The organism is Cytobacillus sp. EB106-05-05-XG126, assembly GCF_058791715.1.
Genome location: NZ_JBYTDU010000010.1, coordinates 64,313 through 86,159 on the forward strand (window position 1 = coordinate 64,313; position 21,847 = coordinate 86,159).

The window sequence follows — 21,847 nt, forward strand, 5'->3', positions numbered from 1 at the left end:
GGGGGTTCATTTTCACTTAGTTATTCAGCTGTTTCCTGATCTGATCTTCTGCCTGCTTTATTATTTCCTCTTCGCCGGCTTCTTTATTGGTAATAATATTTGTTTGATATTTTAAGCCTTCATAGTCAACAGTTACTGTAATTTCTTTCATTTCTCTTAATCCTTTCCTGATGTTTTATTATATAAATACCAACAAAAGGACGTTTTAAAACTTCTCTATGTCGTTTTCGCCTTCTCTTCCAACACACGAACCAGCTTTTCCTTCATTTCCAGTTCCGTTACAACCAGGCTATGGCTGGACATTTTTGTTTTAAGGATAAGTTCGTAGCCCTCATTTACTTCCGAAGAAAATCCATAGTATTTGTGATTTAGGTCTATTTTTTTGAAATGAAAGGATTTCAGGCTTTTCCATGGAACAAACCTGCTTCCGCTTATAAAGCCGTCATCATAGACGGCAAATACATTCAGGAGATCTTTGGCATTGATTAAAGGGATGAACAGAAGATAGAGATAGGTCCAGCTGAACTTCATATTATATTTACCGAATATAAACATAGCGATTAGAAATACAAGCATGACAGCATACATAGTCAGCCCCAGTTTGTTCTTGGAGATAACAGGGCTATCCGAAGCTTTTTGCGGGAATTTCCTTACTGCACTCAGATCAATCTTACCTGAAGGAATAAGGGCAGTTTTCTTCATTTTGGTTATGAGGGTAATGTAGTGATAGCTGAAATAGATAACAATGAAAAGAAATACGACCTCGAATATTAATTTCATCGCACCCGCCTCCTTTATCTTCTTTACGAGTCGAAACAGGATAAAGTTTCATCATCGAAAAAATTTATGATTGTGTAAACAAGCTAATTTGAATATAATCTAATTAGATGTATATCTAATCAATTGCCTCTCCCATCAAATTAGATAATTATCGAATCAATTTTCACTGAGGTGTCTTAACATGACAAATTGGACTGTATGGAAACAGGAGAAGAATTATCAAAAGCTCTTTTGGGCGGGTGTCATTAATGGAATTGGAAATCGGTTTACACAGGTTGCACTGCTCGCACTGCTCTACCGTGTAACCGGCTCTGGTGTCGCAATCGGACTACTATTCGCAATCCGCATGGCACCTTTTTTCTTCATTGCTCCAATAGGAGGCATGCTCGCAGACCGCTTTTCCAAGAAGGCCATTCTGGTGACAGTGGACTTATTGAGAGTGCCGGCGGTCCTCTGCCTTCTTTTCGTAAGAGAACCCGGGGATCTATGGATTGTTTATACAAGTGCATTCCTGATTTCAATGGGCGACGCCATCTATTCACCGGCCAGAATGTCTGCGATACCTGCCCTTGTAAAATCAGATAGGCTTATATATGTGAATGCGATAGAACAAATTATGATTGGTGCCGTCCTCATTATTGGATCAAGCACCGGCGGGATCCTCTCCTACTTTCTCGGAAACCATGCTGCTTTCATGATTAACGGCCTTACCTTTCTGTTATCAGCATATTTCATCTCCAGGATGGTTTTCCCCTCAGTTTCTGAGGAGAATAGAAGGAAGTCGAGGACATCTGCAGCCATTTCACCAGGGAAACTCATTCTTGGCTCTTCCGTCATGATTGCCTTTTTTATCATGATGCTGACCATGCCGCTCGCCAATGGCATAGACAATATTCTTGTCAGCATATATGGACTTGAAGTTTTTGATATGGGTGAATTGGGTGTTGGATTTATGTATGGCGCATTGGGGATTGGCCTTATTTTAAGCTCCTTTTTTTCCCATATGATGAAACGCAGCCTCCTGGTGCTTGCGATCATCTTTATCGCATTAGAAGGCACCGGCCATATTTTACTAAGTCTTGCGCCCAGCTTTTATGCTGCTCTTTTCACTGTCGTGCTGATCACCTTTGCGGGTGGAATCGGCAACATCTGCCTGGATACCGTTATGATGAAGTTCATCCCCCGGTCCAGGCAGGGAACTTTTTTTGGTTTAATGGAGATGATCTCAAACCTTTCCCTGGCTGTCTCCATGGGTACAGCAGGATTCCTGCTGGAGATATTTGCTCCAAGGACCCTTAGCCTGATCATCGGCCTGGCCTATCTTATCTTTGCTGTTATGTATGCACTTTTATTTGCAAGAGTCGATCTTGTAAAAGAAAAGAGGGAGTTTATCAGGGGAATTTAGTTGAATAAGAAAAGCGCAAGCGCCTTGCCCACCCCCGACTCCTCGAGGGGGTAGGCGCTGGAGCTAGACAGTTATCGACGTTCAAAATTTTATACTTTCTTACCTTTTAAAGAGAAAAGCCCTGCAGGCAATCATCTATCCTGCAGGGCTTCCTTTTAGTTTTCTTCGATTTCTCTGCGGTTTTTCTTAAACATCTTCGATAATACTTCGTACACAATCGGCACAATGATCAGGGTCAATAGTGTCGAGCTTGCCAGACCGCCGATAACGGTAATCGCAAGGCCTTTGGAAATAAGCCCTCCACCGCCGCCGGATCCGATGGCCAGTGGAATTAATGCGCCAATTGTTGCAATGGCTGTCATCAGGATAGGGCGAAGGCGGGTTGCTCCCGCTTCCAGCACGGCTTCCCTCATGACCAGGCCGTCACGTTCCATATGGATGATCCGGTCCACCAGCACGATGGCATTGGTTACGACAATACCAATTAGCATTAGCATTCCCATCATGACCGATACAGAAATGGTTTCACCGGCAATTAATAAGCCAACAAACGAACCAATCACAGCAAATGGAAGGGAGAAGAGGATCGCAAATGGCGCCACTCCTTCACGGAATGTGACAACCAGAATAAAGTACACAATCGCGATTGCAGCAAGCATCGCAGCGCCCAGCTGTGTGAATGTCTCATTCATATCCGCCTGAACGCCGGCTACACCGACTGTTACACCTTTCGGCAGATCCAATTTATCAATCGCTTCATCTGCTGCAGAAGTAGCCTTTGAGATGTCATCGCCTTTTACCTTGCCTGTTACGGTTGCGTAGTACTCGCCTTTACTGCGGGCAAGCGTGTTATGTGTTGTACCCTCTTCCACTGTGACCAGCTCAGAAAGAGGCATCGTTGTACCCATTGCTGTCGGCACTTGAGTCTCCAGAATATCATTAATGGATTTCGGCTGTTCCGCCTGCTCCTGCTGGACGATGACTTCAAGGGTCTCACCATCTTTTTCAATCGTTGTCAGTACATCCTTGGTGTTTGAAGGATTCAGCATCATAACAATTTGACCTGCTGTCAGACCGTACTGCAGCAGTTCATCCTGCTCCACATTGAAGGTATATTCAACAAAGGCATCTTCTGCACTTGATGAAACATCCTCCAATTCTTTATTTTCCTTCATCACGTCTTCGACTATTTTGACAGCTTCATTCAGTTTATCTAAATCTTCACTGTAGAATGTGTAGCTGACGTCATTGGTTGAACCGGACATAGATGTGAAGCTCTGGCTCTTCCACTCACCAGATTGTCCGATATTAAACACATAATCTTCTATTTCTTCACGGACTTCCGGGAAATTATCCATTTCAGGATCAAAGATCAGGTACATTAAAGCTCCGCCTGCACCTCCGCCCATCATGGCAGCCATTTGGTCCGCTTCTTCGGTTACAGATATTTGAACAATGTCAATATCATCACGTTTAAGCATTTTTTCTTCTACTGCTTCAACGTTCTTTAATGTTTCTTCTTTCAGTTCTCCAGCTTCAGGTGTGTACGTTAAGTACATCACTTTTTCTTCTTCACTGCCCATAAAACTGAATCCAATCATTGGTGTCAGTGCTAAGCTTCCTGCCAGCAGGACAACTGCAATGATGGAAGTAATAATCTTATGATTAAGAGACTTCTCAAGTACGCCTTTATACCACTTTGATAGCTTTCCAGCTTCTTTGTGGCTGCCTTCCGTTTTTTCACTATATAATTTCTTTTTGAACAAGAAATGTGATAATGCCGGAACAATGGTAATCGCTACAAGAAGTGAAGCACCAAGCGCAAAAGTCATAGTCAAAGCGAATGGCGTAAACAGCTCGCCAACCATTCCTCCGACAAAAATGAGCGGCGCGAATACAGCAACGGTTACCAATGTCGAGGAGAGGATTGGCTTGAACATTTCAATCGTAGCTTCTCGAATAAGTGCGCGCCCTGTCAGTTTTTCTTCCTTCAGATGAAGGCGGCGGTAAATATTTTCAACGACTACAATTGAGTCATCAATAACACGGCCAATGGCAACCGTAACGGCTCCCAATGTCATGATGTTCAGCGTAATATCCATCCAGTGAAGCAATAGGAGCGCCATAAAAATCGAAACTGGAATCGATACGATTGAGATGATCGTTGATTTAAAATCACGCAGGAACAGCAAAATAATCAAGACTGCGATCAGCCCGCCGAACACAGCCTTTTCAATCATAGTTGAAACGGAGTCTTCAATCGGCTTACCCTGGTCAAGTGAAAGATCTATGACAAGGCCATCAATCTTTTCCTTTTCTTCCTTGATTAATTCTTTGACATTGTTGACCACTTCAACGGTGTTAGCCTGCTGTTCTTTGACGATTTGAATGGCAATGGCATCATCACCATTTGTACGGGATACAGATTGCACTCTGCCGACCGTATCAATCTCGGCAATGTCACTCAGCTTTACAAAAGGTGACTGGTTTTGTTCGGTTGGTGTTACCGGGATGAGCATGTTCTTTAATTCATCCTCGGTCATGAACTTGCCGTCCACTGCGACAGCCTGCTCACCTTCTTCAAATTCGTAAAGTCCCAATGATACAGCCATGTTGCTTGCCTGAATCATTTCCTTTACTTTATCTTCGGTGAGCTCAAGCTCAGCCAATTTTTCTTCGTTGTATGTGAGCTGCACTTCTTCCACATGCTGGCCCGTGATGGTCGCTGATGCTACACCATCAATTTTTTCAAGTTTTGGCAGTATGATATCTTCTACCGTTGAAGTTAACTCAACGATATCCTCTGATTTACTGCTTACACTCAGCGCAGCAACCGGCATCATGTTCATGCTAATGGCCGTAATGGTCGGTTCCTGTGCTCCTTCCGGCAGCTCCACTGCATCCAGAGCCGATTGAAGAGCACGCTTGGCTTCGTCCATATCAATACCATATTCATATTCCACTTGGATATTCGACATGTTAGAATATGAATTTGAGTAAACAGATTTAACGTCTTCAAGACCTTCGACGGCTTTTTCGATTGGGATGGACACATCATCCATCACTTTTTCAGGAGTTGCCCCCGGATATACGTCCATCACCATTAAGTAAGGAATTGAGACATCCGGAATAGTCTCCATATTCATCCGTGTACCTGAATAAATGCCAGATACCGTGATAATAATTGTTAACAGCCAGACTGCAAGTTTATTCTGCAGGACAAAATTCACTAACCCTTTCACTTGTGCACCTACCCTAAATTGACTTATTAGACTCAATTACATATAATAATGACCAGGTGGTCATTTGTCAATCATAAAGGAGTGACATTCTTACATGAGCAAGAAGCAATTAATTATGGAAAGCGCTTTAGAACTCTTTGCCAAGCAAGGGTTTGAAGCTACCTCTGTTCAGCAGATCACCGAGCACTCCGGTATTTCCAAAGGAGCTTTCTACTTATCATTCAAATCAAAAGATGAATTGATCATGGCTTTGATCGATCAGTTTATGGAGCAGTTCATCTCAGATATTGACCGAATAGTCAAAGACCCGAATAACACAGGCGGAGAGCTTTTAAGGAAGTTTTTTTACACCACTTTCCACTCCTTTCAAAAGCATTCTGACTTCGCCAAGATTTTTATTAAGGAACAAGCGCATACGTTTAATGAAGAACTTATATCAAAAGGCCGCCACTTTGACCAATTAATCGATGATATCACCCTATCGATGATTGATCAGCTATATGGTGAGGCTGTCCAGCATACAAAATATGATTTAATTTATTGCATTAAAGGCTTCATGCATGTTTACTCTCATTTATTTTTATTTTTTAATGTACCTTTGGATTTGGACATTCTGTGCCGCTCACTCGCGGAAAAAACGGACCTTCTGGCAAAGCACTCGGAAATCCCGTTTATAACAGACGAGCTCTATGACACGTTCAGGAAGGCCGGACATGAAGAGATGACAGACGGGCAAATGATTGAAATCATGGCGCAGAAAATAGAGGAACTAGAAGACTCAATTGAAAAGGAATCACTCATCCTTCTAAAGAAGGATGTACAGGAGCGCAGTCTAAGTCCCGCTATCATACAAGGGCTGATTACCAATATCAGAAACAGCCCTCAAAGCAGATGGATTGCTTCTCTGCTTTTAAATTACTACGATTTATAGACTATAAAAGGCAGAATGCTTTAGCGAGCATTCTGCCTTTTGTGTATTTTACAGCCTATTTGTTTACTTTTGAGATTGTCAGCCCATCACCAATCGGAATAAGCACAGATTCCAATTGAGGATGGTCAGCCACTATTTTATTAAATTTTTTCATGAATTCAGTATGACGTCCAGGTTCAGCACTCTCGTCTGCTACACTGCCTTTGGCCAATACATTATCACAAACAATTAAAGCTCCATTTTCCGCCAGTCTGATGCAATAATTCAGATAGCTTTCGTAATTTTCTTTATCTGCATCGATAAAGAAGAAATCAAATTGCCGATGATCGCTGACAAGCTGTTCGAGGCTTTGCAAAGCGGGTCCGGTCAAATAGGATACTTGATCTGCAAACCCGGCTTTTCTCAGATTATTGTGTGCTAATTCTGCGTAGCTCTCTACGAGCTCAAGGGATGTTAAATTTCCTGCCTGATTGAATCCCCTCGCTAAACAAATGCCGCTATATCCCCCAAGCGCCCCAATCTCAAGGACATTTTTTGCGCCTGACATAGATACCAGCATCGTAAGAAACTTACCAGTAGCAGGAGAAACGGATATGGGTCGCATACCATTCTCTTTTATAGAAATAAGAACTTCCTCCAGAATATCATCCTGGCTGCAAAAAACTGAATCGATATATCTATTAATTTGTTTCATATTTTCCACCCTTTATTAAAATGGATTATTCTTATTAAAAAGGGCTGCCAGAGAGTCAATTCAGATTCTCCAGACAGCCCCTTACACATAGATTATTTCAGCTCAGCTAAGACTTCTTCAATTTTAGCAAGCTCTGATTGTAAACCGCCTCCGCTCAGGTACCAAAGTGGTCCATCCAAGTAAACGATTTTTTTATTTTTATAAGCATCAGTTTTCTTAACGATTTCATTTTCCATATCAGCTTTAATATTAGAGTCGCCGCCAACCGCTGCTGTACGGTCAATTACGAATAACACTTGTGGATTAAATTCCAGGATCGCTTCAAAGCCGAAGTTAGAACCATGAGAAGAAGATTCGATATCTTCTGTTACCGGCTTGAATCCATATATGTCATAAATGTAGCCAAAGCGGGAATTAGTTGAGAAACCTGATAATTTGCCTTCATTGTACATAGTTACTAAAGTGCTTTCATAGTTTCCAGCTAAAGCTTTGATATCTTCTAAAGCTGAATCATATTTTGCTGTGTATTCTTCAGCTTCTGCTTCTTTATCAAACATTTTCGCTGCCAGGTCTACAGAAGATTGGAATGTGTTCCAGTAGTCAGCGTCAGAAGTACCAACAAATAAGACAGGGGCAATTTCTTTTAATTCTTCATAGAATGCTGACTGGCGCCCGGAGATAAAGATTACATCCGGATCCATTTCAGCAATATCTTCAAGTAATGGTTCTTTTAATCCGCCAACACTTTCATACTCATCTGAAGCATACTTTTCAAGGTGGGCAGGCAGAGTAGAATCCTTCGCAACACCGACAATTCCTTTAACCCCAAGAGCATCTAATGTATCTAAGAAACCATAATCAAATACAGCAATTCTTTCAGGCATCTTTTCAAATTCTACATCTTCAAAACTAGTTGTACCGCCCTCATTGCCTTCTACTGAAGCAACTGTCGGGGAAACAGTCATAGGATATGCAGAGCTTCCTTCTTCCGTTCCGGATTCATTTGTTTCTTCAGATTGGCTATCAGCAGACTCTTTTTTTGAAGCTTCTTCGGCAGATCCGCATGCGGCCAGCAATAATACCATTGCTGCTAACAGTGCATAGAATATTTTTTTCATTTTTTAACTCTCCCTTTTATTTATTGATATTGATTATCATTATCATTATCAACTATGATGATAATTATTATTGAACATTCTTTATTAGTCAATAACTTTCCGTGAATTTTATTAAATTATTTTCCAGTAATTCAAAAACCTGACACAAAAGATAAGCTTATCCCTGGAGAAATATAATAGATTTCTCCAGGAATATGCTGTTTATGTGTGCGAGTTAAAGTAGACACAAATCCTGCAGCCATCCTGTTCTTGAATAGGAATATCCATATCATAAATTTCACGAAGCACATCAGAATTAATGATTTCCTGGGTCGGCCCATTTTTCATCAGCCGGCCATTTTTTAACGCTACGATACGATCAGAATAAACAGATGCAAAATTTATGTCATGCAAAACAATGACAACTGTCTTTCCAAGTTCATCAACCAGCTTGCGCAAAATTTTCATAATCTGAACAGAATGCTTCATATCCAGATTATTTAAAGGCTCATCCAGCAGGATATAATCCGTATCCTGAGCAATGACCATGGCAATAAATGCCCTCTGCTTCTGACCGCCTGATAATTCATCTAAATACTTAGTTTCCATATCAGCTAGATTCATATATTCAATGGCTTGATCAACAAACTTTTCGTCTGCAGCGGACAAACGTCCTTTTGAATAGGGGTAGCGCCCAAAAGACACCAGCTCACGCACTGTTAATCTCACATTAAGGTAGTTGGCCTGTTTCAAAATGGATACTCTTTTTGCAAAATCCGAAGACTTCCACTTTTTCACATTATTTTGATCGAGCAATACCTCACCTGTATCTGCTTCTAATAAACGGCTTACCATAGAAAGAAGCGTTGATTTACCAGCGCCATTCGGCCCAATAAAAGAGGTGATGGTCCCTGGCTCGATTGTGACTGTAACATCCTCTACAACAGGCTTTTTACCAAATTGTTTTGTTAATCCTTTGATTTCAATCATCCTGCTGCCCTGCTTTCCTTAAGTAATAGATAAATAAAGTAAATTCCGCCAACAAAATTAATAATGACACTTAATGTGGTACGCAGTTCAAATATATGCTCCACAAGGAAATTACCGCCGACCAATGCAATGATACTGATCAAGCTTGCCCCTAAAATATGAATGGAGTGTTTATATGTCACCAGATATTGATAGGAGAGATTGGCCACAATCAGTCCAAAAAAGGTAATGGGACCAACCAGTGCAGTTGATGTAGCGATTAAAACTGATGATAAGATTAAAATTCTCATCACCATACCGTCATAGTTAATGCCAAGATTCATCGCATTTTCACGGCCAAGCGACATCACGTCCAGTTTCCCCATAATAAGGTAGCCATAAAGAAATGCCAGAGCAAGGATGCCAATTGAAATAAATAATAACTCCGCTTTTACATTTGTAAAGGTCGCAAACAGCCGGCTTTGAAGACTTAAATATTCGACTGGATCTATCAATACCTGCAGGAATGTGACAAAGCTTCCCAGGAGTGTTCCTATAATCATCCCTATTAAGAGAAGAAAATAAATGGGATGCTTATCAGCCCTGAACAAAAACCGGTATAAAATCAGGGCAAAGATGACCATGGCTAAAATGGCTGCGCCAAAGTTCAAGTATTTATTTAACACCCACACTGACATCGACCCTGCAAAAAAGTAGATTAATGTCTGTACCACTTGATACATGGAATCAAGGCCCATAACAGAAGGTGTTAAAATGCGGTTATGTGTAATGGTCTGGAACACAACTGTGGAATAAGCAATGGCGATTCCTGTAATGATCATCGCTGTGACCCGGAGCATACGCTTTGGAAAAGCATAATCAAAGCCGCCTTTAATATCATAAAAGCCATATAACAAAATAAATAAAATGGCTATAGCTGCTAAAATCATCAATTTTGTACTATTTCGCATATGCTCTCCCCCTTAGCAGCATCGTTAAGAAGATAGCACTGCCTATCACTGCCACGGTTACATTAACCGGAATTTCATAAGGATGAATGATGATGCGCCCCAAAATATCACATATTAATAGGAAGACAATTCCCAGCACCGCTGTATGCGGAATTGTTTTGCGCAGGTTGTCCCCTAAATATAAGGAGACAATATTGGGAACGATTAGTCCTAAAAATGGAATAACTCCGACAGTAAGAACCACCGTTGTTGAGATAACCGCAACAAGGACCAGGCCAATATTCAGTACCAGCTTATAGCTTAAGCCAAGATTTCTTGCAAAATCCTCACCCATTCCGGCAACCGTAAATTTATTCGCATATAGATACGCCAGAATAATAGCGGGAATACTAACATATAAAAGCTCATAACGGCCGGCAATAATCAAAGTAAAACTTCCCATAAGCCAGGAAGATAGATTTTGCAGCAGATCAGCTTCATATCCAAGGAACGTTGTAATCGAAGATAGTATATTTCCATACATAATTCCGATTAACGGAACGAAAATAACATCTTTAAATTTTATGCGATCTAAAATCTGCATGAAGAGAAACGTACCTGCCAAAGCAAAGGCAAAGCTAAAAATAACCTGCTGTGTATAAGTGACATTCGTAAAAAACAGCATGGAAATTAAAATACCCAGTTTTGCTGCATCCAAAGTTCCGGCAGTTGTTGGTGATACAAACTTATTGCGGCTTAAAGACTGCATGATTAAACCGGCAATACTCATTCCTGCCCCCGCTAATATAATCGCCAATAGACGTGGAATGCGGCTGATAAGGAAGATATGTGTTTCATCTGATTCCCAATTAAGCAGATCCTTAGGCGTTATATCTATTGCACCGATAAACAGCGAGATAAAAGACAAAACAATGGCTGCAATTCCTAACATCCATAATCTCATTAATAACCCTCATTACTTGTTTAATATCTATAAAACTACTTTAAAAGAATGATAATCATTATCATTAAATAACAAAAAAAAGAACCTTTATATGTATAAAACTCTATTGAAAATGATTATCAATCTCCAATACATTTAATGTATCACAAAAAATACTAAAAGAAAAGAGGCAGATAGCAAATTCCGGAAATTGTCTCAAATTATTCTCATTTCAGTAAAGCATCTTAAACGAAAAGGAGATCCAAACTCAAAAGTTGAATCTCCCATCTTTGCCTCTATAGTGTTTTTATTAGACACCGAATAGCTTCAGATACGTCTATCTGATTCTCCTGGCAGTGATTCGTCAGCTGTCTATACGTATCCTCATCTAGCCTGACATGAACGGTATGTACGTATTTTTCAGAATCCAGTTTCTTTGGTCGCCCTCTTGTCACTTTTCTTTTGCCGCTGCCATCTTTCCATACATTTATGATGACATATCCGTGTTTTTCCAGCCAAAGATCACAATCATACTCTTTCCACATGGTTTTGGCCCTTTGCAGAAATTCATGCTTGAATTTTACCTGCTCATCTCCTTGAAGTCCCTTCATGACCGCTTTTTCCATCGCTTTATGTTCATTAAATTGGAGAAATTGGTTGTAAGATTTGAATGTTAATTCTTTCATTATTCCGCTCCCATAATCAATTATCCAGCTATAAAAATCATACCCTTTAAAAAAACGGTTGTAAATCCTGACTGATTTCGTAACTCGTTGAGAATAGGTTCTCTTGCCTCCACCTTCTCTTCTTAAAATGGAAAAATATTTAAGATCAGTTCCGGCTAAAATATGGACCGCACCAGCCTGTTTCATGGGTTACTATATAAGTCCAATTAAACTCTTTATCTACTATGTAAATATCCTCTTCATTTACAAAGTCCATGGCTGTTAAAGATGAAGCATTGTCAAGGATAAGAGCATCATCCGAATGCTGATAAAAAACGTAACAAGACTCCTTCATTTCTTTATTAAACGCTATATCAGCATGTTCCTCCTTTAAGCACTTCCTTCTCTCATAACTAAATAAGTGCCATAAGTAGCCACAAAAGCCATCTTCATCGTCATAAAAATAAATGGACTTCTTTTCTTTATCACTGAGATGGTTAGCAAAACTTTCTTCTCATTGCTTTCTCAGATATGCTCCCCATTTAGGTATTTCTTTTACTTTCACTTTTTTACTTGTTATCGATTCTGCCAAGTCTATTATATAATCCAATCTTACACCCACTTGTTATTATGATAACTTCATTTTATTTAACTAAACTCGCGGATTCCACTGGCGTTTATTAATTGGTTGTTCCCTAATTTGCTTCTTTATTCTCCTGTCTTTTGTCAGAATCCTGCTTCCCCGCTTTTGGACAAAAAAAACGAGGAAAACTGGAGGCAATCCTCCAATTTTCACTCGTTTCAGGGGGAATATTATCTTACTCCACAGTAACTGACTTAGCCAGGTTACGCGGCTTATCTACGTCACACTCGCGATGCAGCGCAGCATAGTAAGAGATTAATTGTAATGGTATTACAGAGATAAGAGGTGTTAATAGCTCGTTCACTTCCGGAATGATAAAGCTGTCTTCTTCTGTTTCCAGCCCTTTCATGGAAATGATGCAAGGGTTTGCACCGCGGGCAACAACCTCTTTGACGTTGCCGCGAATGCCTAAGTTAACACTTTCTTGAGTTGCCAGGGCAATGATTGGCGTACCGTTCTCGATTAAAGCAATGGTTCCGTGCTTTAATTCTCCGCCTGCAAAGCCTTCAGCTTGAATATATGAGATTTCTTTCAATTTAAGTGCACCTTCAAGGCCGACATAGAAGTCGATTCCACGGCCAATGAAGAACGCATTGCGAGTAGTGGAAAGGAATTTGCGTGCAATGTCTTCGAACTCTTCCTTCGCATCACAAAGAACTTCCATGGCATTCGCAACGATGCCGAGCTCCTGTACAAGGTTGAAGTCAAGCTCCAATCCCCGACTCTTCCCAGTGACTTCTGCAAGAATGGATAATACAGCAATCTGGGCTGTATATGCCTTTGTAGAAGCAACAGCAATTTCAGGGCCTGCATGAAGCAATAATGTGTAATCCGCTTCACGGGATAGAGTTGAACCTGGAACGTTTGTAATCGTTAACGCCTTATGGCCCATTTCCTTAATATTCACAAGCACGGCACGGCTGTCTGCTGTTTCACCGCTCTGAGAGATAAAGATAAATAACGGCTTCTCTGAAAGCAATGGCATATTGTAGCCAAACTCACTTGAAATGTGAACTTCAACTGGAATTTTTGCGATCTTTTCAATAAACTGCTTTCCAACAAGTCCTGCATGATAAGAAGTACCTGCAGCAATGATATAAATGCGGTCAGCATCGTTCATCGCGTCAACGATTTCCTGATCGATCGTCAGCTCGTCTTGATCATTTTGATACTTCTGGATGATTTTGCGCATCACTAAAGGCTGCTCATCGATTTCCTTCAGCATGTAGTGAGGGTATGTTCCCTTTTCAATGTCGCTTGCATCCAATTCAGCTGTATATGGATCGCGGCTGATTGCCTCACCATTCAGAGTCTGAATCTGAACAGCATCTTTTGTGACAATAACAATTTCTTTGTCCATCAGTTCAACATACTGATCAGTAACCTGCAGCATCGCCATTGCGTCAGAAGCGACTACATTGAAAGTTTCACCTAGTCCAACCAGAAGCGGGCTCTTGTTTTTTGCAACAAAAATCGTTTCATTGTTTTCAGCATCCAAAAGAGCAATTGCATAAGAGCCTTTTAAAAGTGTCAGCGTTTTACGGAACGCTTCTTCAGTGCTTAATCCCTCGCTCACGAATAGGTCAATCAGCTGAACGATGATTTCTGTATCTGTATCACTTTGAAGAGCTACTCCCTGCAAGTATTCGCGCTTTAAAATGTCATAGTTCTCAATAACGCCATTATGAACAAGCGTAAAACGGCCGGAATTGCTTTGATGAGGGTGGGCATTGACTGTGCTTGGAACACCGTGAGTCGCCCAGCGGGTGTGTCCAATTCCTGTGTTTGCCATCACATCTTCATCAACAATATTGCGAAGGTCCGCAATACGGCCTTTTTCCTTGAAAACCTGAACGCCATTATCGTTCATAACTGCGATTCCAGCAGAATCATATCCTCTATATTCAAGCTTTTCCAAGCCTTTTAATAAAATTTCCTTTGAATCTAAGCTTCCGATATATCCAACGATTCCACACATACTTCTTTTCCTCCTAATAATGAAGGGGCAAGAAGCCTTTTCGGGGCAGTCCTGCCCCTTATCTCTGTTTTTTTATATACGCCGCTCTGGGGGCATTACAGCCTCTTAGAAGAGCGTTTCTTAATTTTAGCATTCCCTTCTCTTTGTCCATTCAGTTGCCTGAATGTTTTAAAGAAGAAATCATCGGTTGTGCTTTCAACCGGGAGGCATCCGCCGAACATTCGATAAACCTCCTCCTCGTCAACTAATCCTTACGTCCAGGATCAGTTCAGGCGCTTTAAATTACTATTCTCTCTCACTATCCACCTTTCTCTTCTTGAATAAAGATGTCCTGTATTCTTAAATACAAAAACAGGACTATCATACATCAAAGTCAGACTTCCGTCAACAAATATCCATATAGATAAATGGAAGCTGCCATATATAAAAATATGCATAAGGGAGCTTAGGAGTTCCCTTATGCATATGAATTGTGCTTTTTACTCTTTTAATCCCATTTCACTCTCAACAACAGCAGCAATGCGCTCTACATATGAAGCACATAGTTCACCTGTTGGCGCTTCTGCCATGACGCGGACCAGCGGCTCTGTTCCGGAAGGACGGACAAGAATGCGGCCGTTTCCGTTCATTTCTTCTTCAACCTGTGCAATGACTTCTTTCACTTTTTCATTGTCTGTCACATGGTGCTTGTCTGTTACACGGATATTCACAAGCTTCTGCGGGAATTTCTTCATTTCGTTTGCAAGCTCAGATAATGGCTTTTTAGTTACCTTCATAATGTTCACAAGCTGAAGCCCAGTTAAAAGTCCGTCTCCCGTTGTGATGTAGTCCAGGAAAATAATATGACCTGACTGTTCTCCGCCAAGGTTGTAGCCATTCTTCTTCATTTCTTCCACAACATAGCGGTCGCCTACAGCTGTCTGCACACTATCGACTCCGTTGGCTTCCAGCCCTTTATAGAAGCCAAGATTGCTCATGACAGTAGAAACGACTGTGTTCTGCTTAAGTCTCCCCTGTTCTTTCATGTATTTTCCGCAAATATACATGATTTGGTCGCCATCCACAATATCGCCATTTTCATCAATGGCAATCAAACGGTCTCCGTCTCCATCAAATGCCAGACCAACATCTGCTTCTCTTTCCTTTACGAAGGCAGATAGTGCCTCAGGATGAGTGGATCCGACTCCTGCATTGATATTTAAACCATTAGGAGATGCTCCCATCATGGATAGATCTGCATCAAGGTCAGCGAATAAGTGCGTTGCAAGCGGCGAAGTAGCTCCATGCGCACAATCAAGTGCAATGTGAATGCCGGAGAAATCTTCATCAACTGTCTGCTTTAAGTATTGAAGATATTTCTGTCCGCCTTCGAAGTAGTCATTTACCTGCCCCAGGCTTCCTCCGACCGGTCTTGGAAGCTGATCTTCTGCCATATCCATTAATTCCTCAATCTCCGCTTCCTGATCATCGGACAGCTTGAACCCATCCGGGCCAAAGAACTTGATTCCGTTATCTTCAACCGGATTATGAGAGGCAGAAATCATGACTCCAGCCTCTGCTCCCAATGCTTTTGTTAAATACGCAACACCAGGCGTTGAAATGACTCCAAGGCGCATAACTTCTGCACCAATTGATAAAAGCCCTGCTACAAGTGCGCCTTCCAGCATATGACCTGAAATACGGGTATCCCGGCCGATTAATACTTTCGGACGATCATGGTCTTTCGTTAATACATAACCTCCAAAACGGCCCAGCTTAAAGGCCAGCTCCGGTGTCAATTCACTATTTGCAACTCCGCGTACTCCATCTGTACCGAAATATTTACCCATTTTATAATCGCTCCTTCTAACTTTAAAAACTGTATTAAGCTTCTTCTTTTTGTGTAATCGTTATCGTCGCTTTACCTGCAGCAGGCTTTATATCCACACCTGAAGGGCCGTCTACATTGATTGGCACCTCATGGTCACCTTCTCCAAGGTCTGCCAGGCTCAAATACAGATTAAAATCGTCCGCTTTGAGATCCTGAACTGTGCTGCTATTCCCGGTAACCGTAATACTTGTCCTTCCGGAAGCAGGATTTTTAAGGACCGCTTCATATTCTTCGGATAAACCGTCTAAATTAATGGCAAGGCTTGAAAAGGTCTTGGTTACCTCTTGATCTTGTGCCTGTGTTTCTTCGGCAGGCTCCTCTGTGCTTTCCTCTTCTTCTTTGCCTGCATTCTCTTCAGTGCTGACATCAACTGACGCCTTCACTGTTTTAGGATCTACTGCTGAAATCCCATCCGGAATAATAACCGGCAGGGTAAGCACAGTATCTTTCTCAATCTTGCTGACATCTACCTCTACCCTGACGCTTTCAGTTTCATTCAATATATCTTCCCGGCCCGTTATTGAAGCCTCATTAACATCAAGCTTAATCGAATTAATGGTTACCCCATCTTGCGGTTCCCCGTTCCGGACAATCGTAACAGGCACCGTCTTGCTTAACTGCTTAACGGGAACTGTTACCCGAATTACCTGAGGCTCAACAATGACATCAAGCTTATTCATCTCACGATCCAATACCCTGACTGTTGCATCATCAGCGATTGTCTCGGTTATAGGACCCTTAACATCAAGAGTTGCTTTAACAAAACTGATCCGCTCGATTACTTCTTTGGCTCCCGTGATTTTAACCGTCTTTGGTTCTGCAGATGCAGCTTCAGCCGTATAGCCCTCACCAAGAAGGCTATTATTAAATTCTGCATCCACTTTAAATTCCTGGGTGACTTTTTCATGGACGGTCACATCTGCATATTGAGGATTAATGGTCACATCCAGTTTATCTGAGATATCACGAATCTTAATTTCTACTCTTTGCGATCCAATTTCTGCATTCGTCAAATCTATATATACTTCAAAGTTCTGCTGTTTTTTCGCTGACTCAAGGTGGCTTTTTGGGCCCTCCAGACTCAAGTCAACTGTGTCCGGCGTACCGGTTACGACCAGGTTTTCCGTATCATAATAGCTTTTCACCGGAACATCTTCAATAATGGCGGAATCTTGCTGGCCGGGAACGTTTATTTCCTTTAATTCCTTATCTGCATCATACACAGAGTCAAAAAGAAAAAGGGCAAGAATCAAGGCAACAATTTTCATAAACCAGCGGGTGTCTACCATTTTATCAATTAACTTATCCATTCTTTTTCCCCCTCCAGTTCCAAAGACCTGAAGAAGTCTGCTTTATTTTCTGCTGAGCAAGCAATTCACTTGAAAGCATATCTTTAAAAGCCTCAGCTTTTAAGTCACGGTGCAGCTCCCCGTTTTTGGTTAAGGAAACACTTCCTGTTTCCTCTGAAACGATAATGGTTATGCTGTCAGTTACTTCACTAATGCCTAAAGCTGCCCTATGTCTGGTGCCGAGTTCTTTTGAGATGAAAGGACTTTCTGACAGAGGCAGATAGCAGGCAGCTGCCGCTACACAATTTTTTTGAATAATAACGGCTCCATCATGCAGCGGTGTATTTGGTATAAATATATTAATCAGGAGCTCAGATGAAATTTTGGAATCCAGTCCAATACCGGTTTCAATATAATCGTTCAAACCTGTTTCCCGCTCAACTGAAATAAGCGCGCCAATGCGCCGTTTAGCCATATAATCTACGGCCTTCGCAATAGATTCGACCAGCTTCTCCTGATTTTCTTCCTCCTGATTAGCCGTCCTTGAGAAGAATCTTCCTCTTCCCAATTGCTCCAGTGCTCTTCGCAGCTCCGGCTGGAAAATGATTATGATGGCCAGAAATCCCCATAAAAGCACTTGCTCCATCATCCACCCTAATGTTTGCAGATGGAACTTGTCGCTTGCTACTTTAACCAGGATGATGACAAAAATCCCCTTCAGCAATTGGACAGCCTTTGTTCCTTTAACAATCATTATGAGTTTATAGATGACGTACCAGACAAGGAGAATGTCTATTGTATTAGCCAACAATTTCAAAATTGAGAAATCCGCAAACGACATTATCCTTCCTCCAAATATATATTTCAAAAGCAAAAATGCCTAAAGTTCCTATATGTAACTTTCATATTATATCATATTCATCGCTAATTCCAATTTTGAAACAGCATATGCCTTCTGGAAAATTCAGCATTGTCATTTGCATACTAAGAATCCCTGCTTTATAGCAGGGATTCTCTATATTATTGACTACTTTTCTTTATCTGTTTCTCCTGGTCCAAAGACATTTACAGCATCCTTAGCTGCCGTTTTGATGTGATACCACAGCCATTCGAATATGGCATCAACCTCTTCAATTTCCCCAGTGACCTTGCCTGCGGAAGCCATATACTGCTGGCCATTGATGACCGTAACATTCCCCTCGACCTCGCCCTTAATTTCCAAGTCTCCATTCTTAACCACTACATCGCCTTTTACCACTTCACCTTCAGGTACAATCACCTTATCGTTTTGCACCACAAGGTTCGGCTGCTTAGAAACGGATAATTGGTGATCCTGATCCCAGGAAGATGCGACGCTTCCCATCATCAGAACAAGAAAGAGTGACGCCGCAGTTAAAAGTGGATGATGCCTGAACCAGCGCTGAACCCCTACCTTCCGCTTTTCTTTTGGCAATTTCGCCATAACATTTGCCGTGAAATTTTCAGGTGCCTGTATATGTGAAGTGCTTTGGACTAAAGCGATCGTTTTCTTTAATTCATGGAAATGAGTTTGGCACTCCCCGCAGTTTTGCAGATGTGCCCTTAATTCCTTCTCATGTTCGGCTGAGATCTCTTCATCTAGGTACTCGTGCATATAAACAACCATTTCTGCTGGACATTTCAAAGTTCTCACCCTCTTTATTAAACATATCTTAATTGATTTCTAAGAGCTTCCCGCCCCCGGTGAATCCGGGTCTTTACGGTTCCCAATGGAAGGTCGAGTGTTTCACTGATCTCGTTCAGCGATAATTCTTCAATATATTTTAAAACAATTACCGAACGATATTTCTCAGGAAGCTTCGATATTTCTCTTTGAATTGTTTCCTGCAGCTCCAGGCTTTCTACATCATCCTCCGGCAGTCTCGCATCTGAAGCGATTTGAGAATACATGTTCAGTCCATCCGTTCCGGCGACCTCTGCATCCAGATAATAATCAGGCTTCTTTTTTCTGATTCTGTCTATACAAAGGTTAGTGGCAATCCGATAGAGCCATGTGGAAAATTTCAAGTCAATATTAAAGCTTGCAATGTTTACATAAGCTCTTAAGAAGGCCTCTTGAGCGATATCCTCTGCCTCATGCCTGTTTCCCAGCATTCTGTAGCAAATCTGAAAAACTTTATCTTTGTATATTTCAACAACTTCTGCATAAGCATCCTGGTCGCCTTTTAATACTTGCTTTATCCTCTTCTTTACGATTGTCTCCATTTTTTTACCTCCGCTCCAGTGCGGCTAATCGATAATACGAATCGATAGCGGAAAAGGTTTCATTTTAATTAAAAAAACATTCAATTTATATATTAGCAAATTTTTACTTATTCTGGTTTAATTTTTTACTTTTAGGGTATAAAAGTACTAAATTTATCGAAAAGGGTTGGTTACGGTGTGTGTTAAGGAATTATTGAGAGATATTGAGGATTGCCGGACAAGAATGATTCAATTAGCAGCTTCCGGATCTTTTACAGATCACATGGTAGTTGATACCAGCATAAAACTCGATGAACTTCTAAATAAATATTATACACTCACAGCAAAAAAATGAGCAGAACTTGTCTATGTTCTGCTCATTTTTATTTTCCTTTATTATAGAAGCTTTTCGCCAAATAGTGAACCCATAAGTGCGACTGCGACTGTAGCTGTTTTGTTCTTGTCATCCAAAATGGGATTAACCTCTACAAATTCAGCTGATGTAATGATTTGTGCTTCTGCAAGCATCTCCATGGCCAAGTGGCTTTCACGGTAGCTGATGCCGCCAATTACCGGAGTTCCGACACCCGGTGCATCATGCGGATCCAGCCCATCCAAATCAAGAGACAGATGAACACCATCTGTATTTCTTTCTTTTAAATATGTAATAGATTCTTCCATAACCTTTGTCATTCCAAGACGGTCAATTTCATGCATGGTATACACTTTAATGCCTTTTTCCTTAATAAGCTCCCGTTCTCCTTCATCCAATGACCTTGCCCCAATAATGACAATATTCTCCGGCTTGACCTTTGGACCATATCCCCCTACATTGGTTAAAAGCGGATGGCCCATACCCAGGCTTACAGCAAGCGGCATGCCATGTATGTTTCCTGAAGGTGATGTCTCAGCTGTATTTAAATCCCCATGGGCATCATACCAGATTACCCCAAGATTCGAATAGTGCTTCGATACCCCTGCCAAGGTTCCAATCGCGATGCTATGGTCGCCGCCGAGCACTAATGGAAAAGAACCGCCTTTTATTGCGTGATCAACTTTTTCTGCAAGCATTTCCGTTTTTTCAGCAATAAGGTGCAAGTTTCGAAGATTTGAATTTGGATCGATTTGGACCTCCGGGCGGCCGATAGCAATATCGCCCTGATCATGGATTTCTTCAAATAAACATTTTAAACGTTCATTCACTCCGGCATAACGAATCGCACTTGGCCCCATATCCACACCGCGTCTCATCTGGCCAAGATCCATCGGCATCCCAATTATCGATAATTTCTGTCTATTCATAATACAAGTCCTCCCTTTCCCTTCATATCTATATTTTAACCGCTTTCAAACACATGACTCAACTCGACAAAATCGTGTATATATATGCGGATTTAGGGGAAGGAAGTCCTGATTTTTCAGATGCTGATCCCATATTTATGAAACAAAAAATCCTTAAACCAGTGCGGTTTAAGGATTGACGTATTATGTATATTGGTGGAGCCTAGCGGGATCGAACCGCTGACCTCCTGCGTGCAAAGCAGGCGCTCTCCCAGCTGAGCTAAGGCCCCATTTGGAGCGGAAGACGGGATTCGAACCCGCGACCCCCACCTTGGCAAGGTGATGTTCTACCACTGAACTACTTCCGCAGCATATTTGTATTTACAAGTAAGACCTTCAGGACTCGATTCCCAAGGTCTGCGTTTTTCTATAAAGTGAGCCATGAAGGACTCGAACCTTCGACCCTCTGATTAAAAGTCAGATGCTCTACCGACTGAGCTAATGGCTCGTAATGAGTTATGTTTCCTAAAGTTTGAATCTGCTGAGTCAGATGTTCCAAAACACTGCGTGTTTTGTCACAGATTGCTATTCGGGTGAAGTGACTCACTGATGCTGCAATCTGCTCTACCGACTGAGCTAATGGCTCATAATATGATTCTGTTGCCTAAACTTCGATAGCAGATGTGCTTCAAAGCCCTTTGGTCTTTGTCGCAGATTTTAAAAGTTTGCCATTCAGGTATGTAATGCTTCGACGCTGCAATCTTTTAAAATCCTCTACCGACCGAGCTAATGGCTCGTACTATAAAAGCAAAAATGGCTGGGCTAGCAGGATTCGAACCTGCGAGTGACGGAGTCAAAGTCCGGTGCCTTACCGCTTGGCTATAGCC

20 protein-coding genes, 3 tRNA genes and 1 pseudogene are annotated in these 21,847 nt (G+C 41.5%); 3 read left to right on the plus strand and 21 right to left on the minus strand.

The genetic code is table 11. The annotated features are described in order from the left end of the window. Positions 1-16: 16 nt before the first annotated feature. Positions 17-151, minus strand: coding sequence for a BA3454 family stress response protein (locus AC3WTL_RS20295; RefSeq protein ID WP_115596637.1), 135 nt, complete (start codon positions 149-151; stop codon positions 17-19). A 65-nt stretch (positions 152-216) separates the two neighbouring features. Further along, positions 217-780: a hypothetical protein gene (locus AC3WTL_RS20300; protein WP_248346543.1), complete on the minus strand. Its 564-nt coding sequence runs from the start codon at positions 778-780 to the stop codon at positions 217-219. Between the two features lie 181 nt (positions 781-961). On the opposite strand from AC3WTL_RS20300, the gene AC3WTL_RS20305 reads away from it, so the two are divergent. After that, positions 962-2,185: an MFS transporter gene (locus AC3WTL_RS20305; RefSeq protein WP_492369935.1), complete on the plus strand. Its 1,224-nt coding sequence runs from the start codon at positions 962-964 to the stop codon at positions 2,183-2,185. 155 nt (positions 2,186-2,340) lie between these two features. Here the strand turns inward: AC3WTL_RS20305 and AC3WTL_RS20310 are convergent, their stop codons facing one another. Beyond that, a complete protein-coding gene (locus AC3WTL_RS20310; protein WP_492369936.1) occupies positions 2,341-5,427 on the minus strand; it encodes an efflux RND transporter permease subunit in 3,087 nt (1,028 codons plus the stop codon). A gap of 94 nt (positions 5,428-5,521) precedes the next feature. Here AC3WTL_RS20310 and AC3WTL_RS20315 point away from each other — a divergent pair, with 94 nt between their 5' ends. After that, positions 5,522-6,358: a TetR/AcrR family transcriptional regulator gene (locus AC3WTL_RS20315; protein WP_394581692.1), complete on the plus strand. Its 837-nt coding sequence runs from the start codon at positions 5,522-5,524 to the stop codon at positions 6,356-6,358. A 55-nt stretch (positions 6,359-6,413) separates the two neighbouring features. On the opposite strand, the gene AC3WTL_RS20320 is transcribed toward AC3WTL_RS20315, so the two are convergent. From AC3WTL_RS20320 to sigW, 14 genes and pseudogenes are all read right to left on the minus strand, one after another. Continuing rightward, positions 6,414-7,052 (minus strand): O-methyltransferase, encoded by a 639-nt coding sequence (locus AC3WTL_RS20320; protein ID WP_394581690.1) that lies wholly within the window; start codon positions 7,050-7,052, stop codon positions 6,414-6,416. A gap of 92 nt (positions 7,053-7,144) precedes the next feature. Continuing rightward, positions 7,145-8,170 carry a siderophore ABC transporter substrate-binding protein gene (locus tag AC3WTL_RS20325; protein WP_492369937.1) on the minus strand — a complete coding sequence of 342 codons (1,026 nt, stop codon included), beginning with the start codon at positions 8,168-8,170 and terminating at the stop codon, positions 7,145-7,147. Between the two features lie 201 nt (positions 8,171-8,371). Beyond that, the gene (locus tag AC3WTL_RS20330; RefSeq protein WP_492369938.1) at positions 8,372-9,139 is read right to left on the minus strand and encodes an iron ABC transporter ATP-binding protein; all 768 of its coding nucleotides are present in this window, start codon (positions 9,137-9,139) and stop codon (positions 8,372-8,374) included. Continuing rightward, positions 9,136-10,089 carry an iron chelate uptake ABC transporter family permease subunit gene (locus AC3WTL_RS20335; RefSeq protein WP_048008710.1) on the minus strand — a complete coding sequence of 318 codons (954 nt, stop codon included), beginning with the start codon at positions 10,087-10,089 and terminating at the stop codon, positions 9,136-9,138. Before AC3WTL_RS20335 ends, AC3WTL_RS20330 begins: the two co-directional genes overlap by 4 nt. Beyond that, entirely contained in the window at positions 10,079-11,032 is a 954-nt protein-coding gene (locus AC3WTL_RS20340; protein ID WP_095245830.1) for an ABC transporter permease, read from the minus strand. The genes AC3WTL_RS20335 and AC3WTL_RS20340 overlap by 11 nt, the downstream gene beginning before the upstream one ends. A gap of 275 nt (positions 11,033-11,307) precedes the next feature. Continuing rightward, complete coding sequence (locus AC3WTL_RS20345; protein ID WP_492369939.1) at positions 11,308-11,697, minus strand: ribbon-helix-helix protein, CopG family; 390 nt, start codon at positions 11,695-11,697, stop codon at positions 11,308-11,310. Between the two features lie 145 nt (positions 11,698-11,842). Further along, positions 11,843-12,274 (minus strand): annotated as a pseudogene (locus AC3WTL_RS20350) (DUF4275 family protein). 220 nt (positions 12,275-12,494) lie between these two features. Beyond that, positions 12,495-14,297, minus strand: a complete 1,803-nt coding sequence (gene glmS / locus AC3WTL_RS20355; protein WP_197205666.1) for a glutamine--fructose-6-phosphate transaminase (isomerizing) — start codon at positions 14,295-14,297, stop codon at positions 12,495-12,497. Between the two features lie 95 nt (positions 14,298-14,392). After that, positions 14,393-14,518 (minus strand): hypothetical protein, encoded by a 126-nt coding sequence (locus AC3WTL_RS20360; protein ID WP_258752018.1) that lies wholly within the window; start codon positions 14,516-14,518, stop codon positions 14,393-14,395. A 258-nt stretch (positions 14,519-14,776) separates the two neighbouring features. Further along, the gene (glmM, locus tag AC3WTL_RS20365) at positions 14,777-16,126 is read right to left on the minus strand and encodes a phosphoglucosamine mutase (protein ID WP_492369940.1); all 1,350 of its coding nucleotides are present in this window, start codon (positions 16,124-16,126) and stop codon (positions 14,777-14,779) included. Between the two features lie 34 nt (positions 16,127-16,160). Next, positions 16,161-17,477: a CdaR family protein gene (locus tag AC3WTL_RS20370; protein ID WP_252220562.1), complete on the minus strand. Its 1,317-nt coding sequence runs from the start codon at positions 17,475-17,477 to the stop codon at positions 16,161-16,163. Then, a complete protein-coding gene (gene cdaA, locus AC3WTL_RS20375) occupies positions 17,470-18,297 on the minus strand; it encodes a diadenylate cyclase CdaA (protein WP_061794089.1) in 828 nt (275 codons plus the stop codon). Before cdaA ends, AC3WTL_RS20370 begins: the two co-directional genes overlap by 8 nt. Before the next feature lie 186 nt (positions 18,298-18,483). Further along, positions 18,484-19,119: a zf-HC2 domain-containing protein gene (locus tag AC3WTL_RS20380; RefSeq protein WP_394581681.1), complete on the minus strand. Its 636-nt coding sequence runs from the start codon at positions 19,117-19,119 to the stop codon at positions 18,484-18,486. A gap of 17 nt (positions 19,120-19,136) precedes the next feature. Further along, positions 19,137-19,700 (minus strand): RNA polymerase sigma factor SigW, encoded by a 564-nt coding sequence (sigW, locus tag AC3WTL_RS20385; RefSeq protein ID WP_061794087.1) that lies wholly within the window; start codon positions 19,698-19,700, stop codon positions 19,137-19,139. Between the two features lie 175 nt (positions 19,701-19,875). On the opposite strand from sigW, the gene AC3WTL_RS20390 reads away from it, so the two are divergent. Next, positions 19,876-20,034: an aspartyl-phosphate phosphatase Spo0E family protein gene (locus tag AC3WTL_RS20390; RefSeq protein ID WP_082138940.1), complete on the plus strand. Its 159-nt coding sequence runs from the start codon at positions 19,876-19,878 to the stop codon at positions 20,032-20,034. Positions 20,035-20,075: 41 nt separating this feature from the next. Here AC3WTL_RS20390 and rocF read toward each other — a convergent pair whose 3' ends face one another. From rocF to AC3WTL_RS20410, 4 genes are all read right to left on the minus strand, one after another. Then, positions 20,076-20,981 carry an arginase gene (gene rocF, locus AC3WTL_RS20395; RefSeq protein ID WP_048008701.1) on the minus strand — a complete coding sequence of 302 codons (906 nt, stop codon included), beginning with the start codon at positions 20,979-20,981 and terminating at the stop codon, positions 20,076-20,078. Positions 20,982-21,174: 193 nt separating this feature from the next. Next, a tRNA-Ala gene (locus AC3WTL_RS20400) sits at positions 21,175-21,250 on the minus strand. Between the two features lie 3 nt (positions 21,251-21,253). Next, positions 21,254-21,328: transfer RNA gene (locus AC3WTL_RS20405), tRNA-Gly, on the minus strand. A 67-nt stretch (positions 21,329-21,395) separates the two neighbouring features. Beyond that, positions 21,396-21,468, minus strand: a tRNA-Lys gene (locus AC3WTL_RS20410). Positions 21,469-21,847 lie beyond the last annotated feature (379 nt).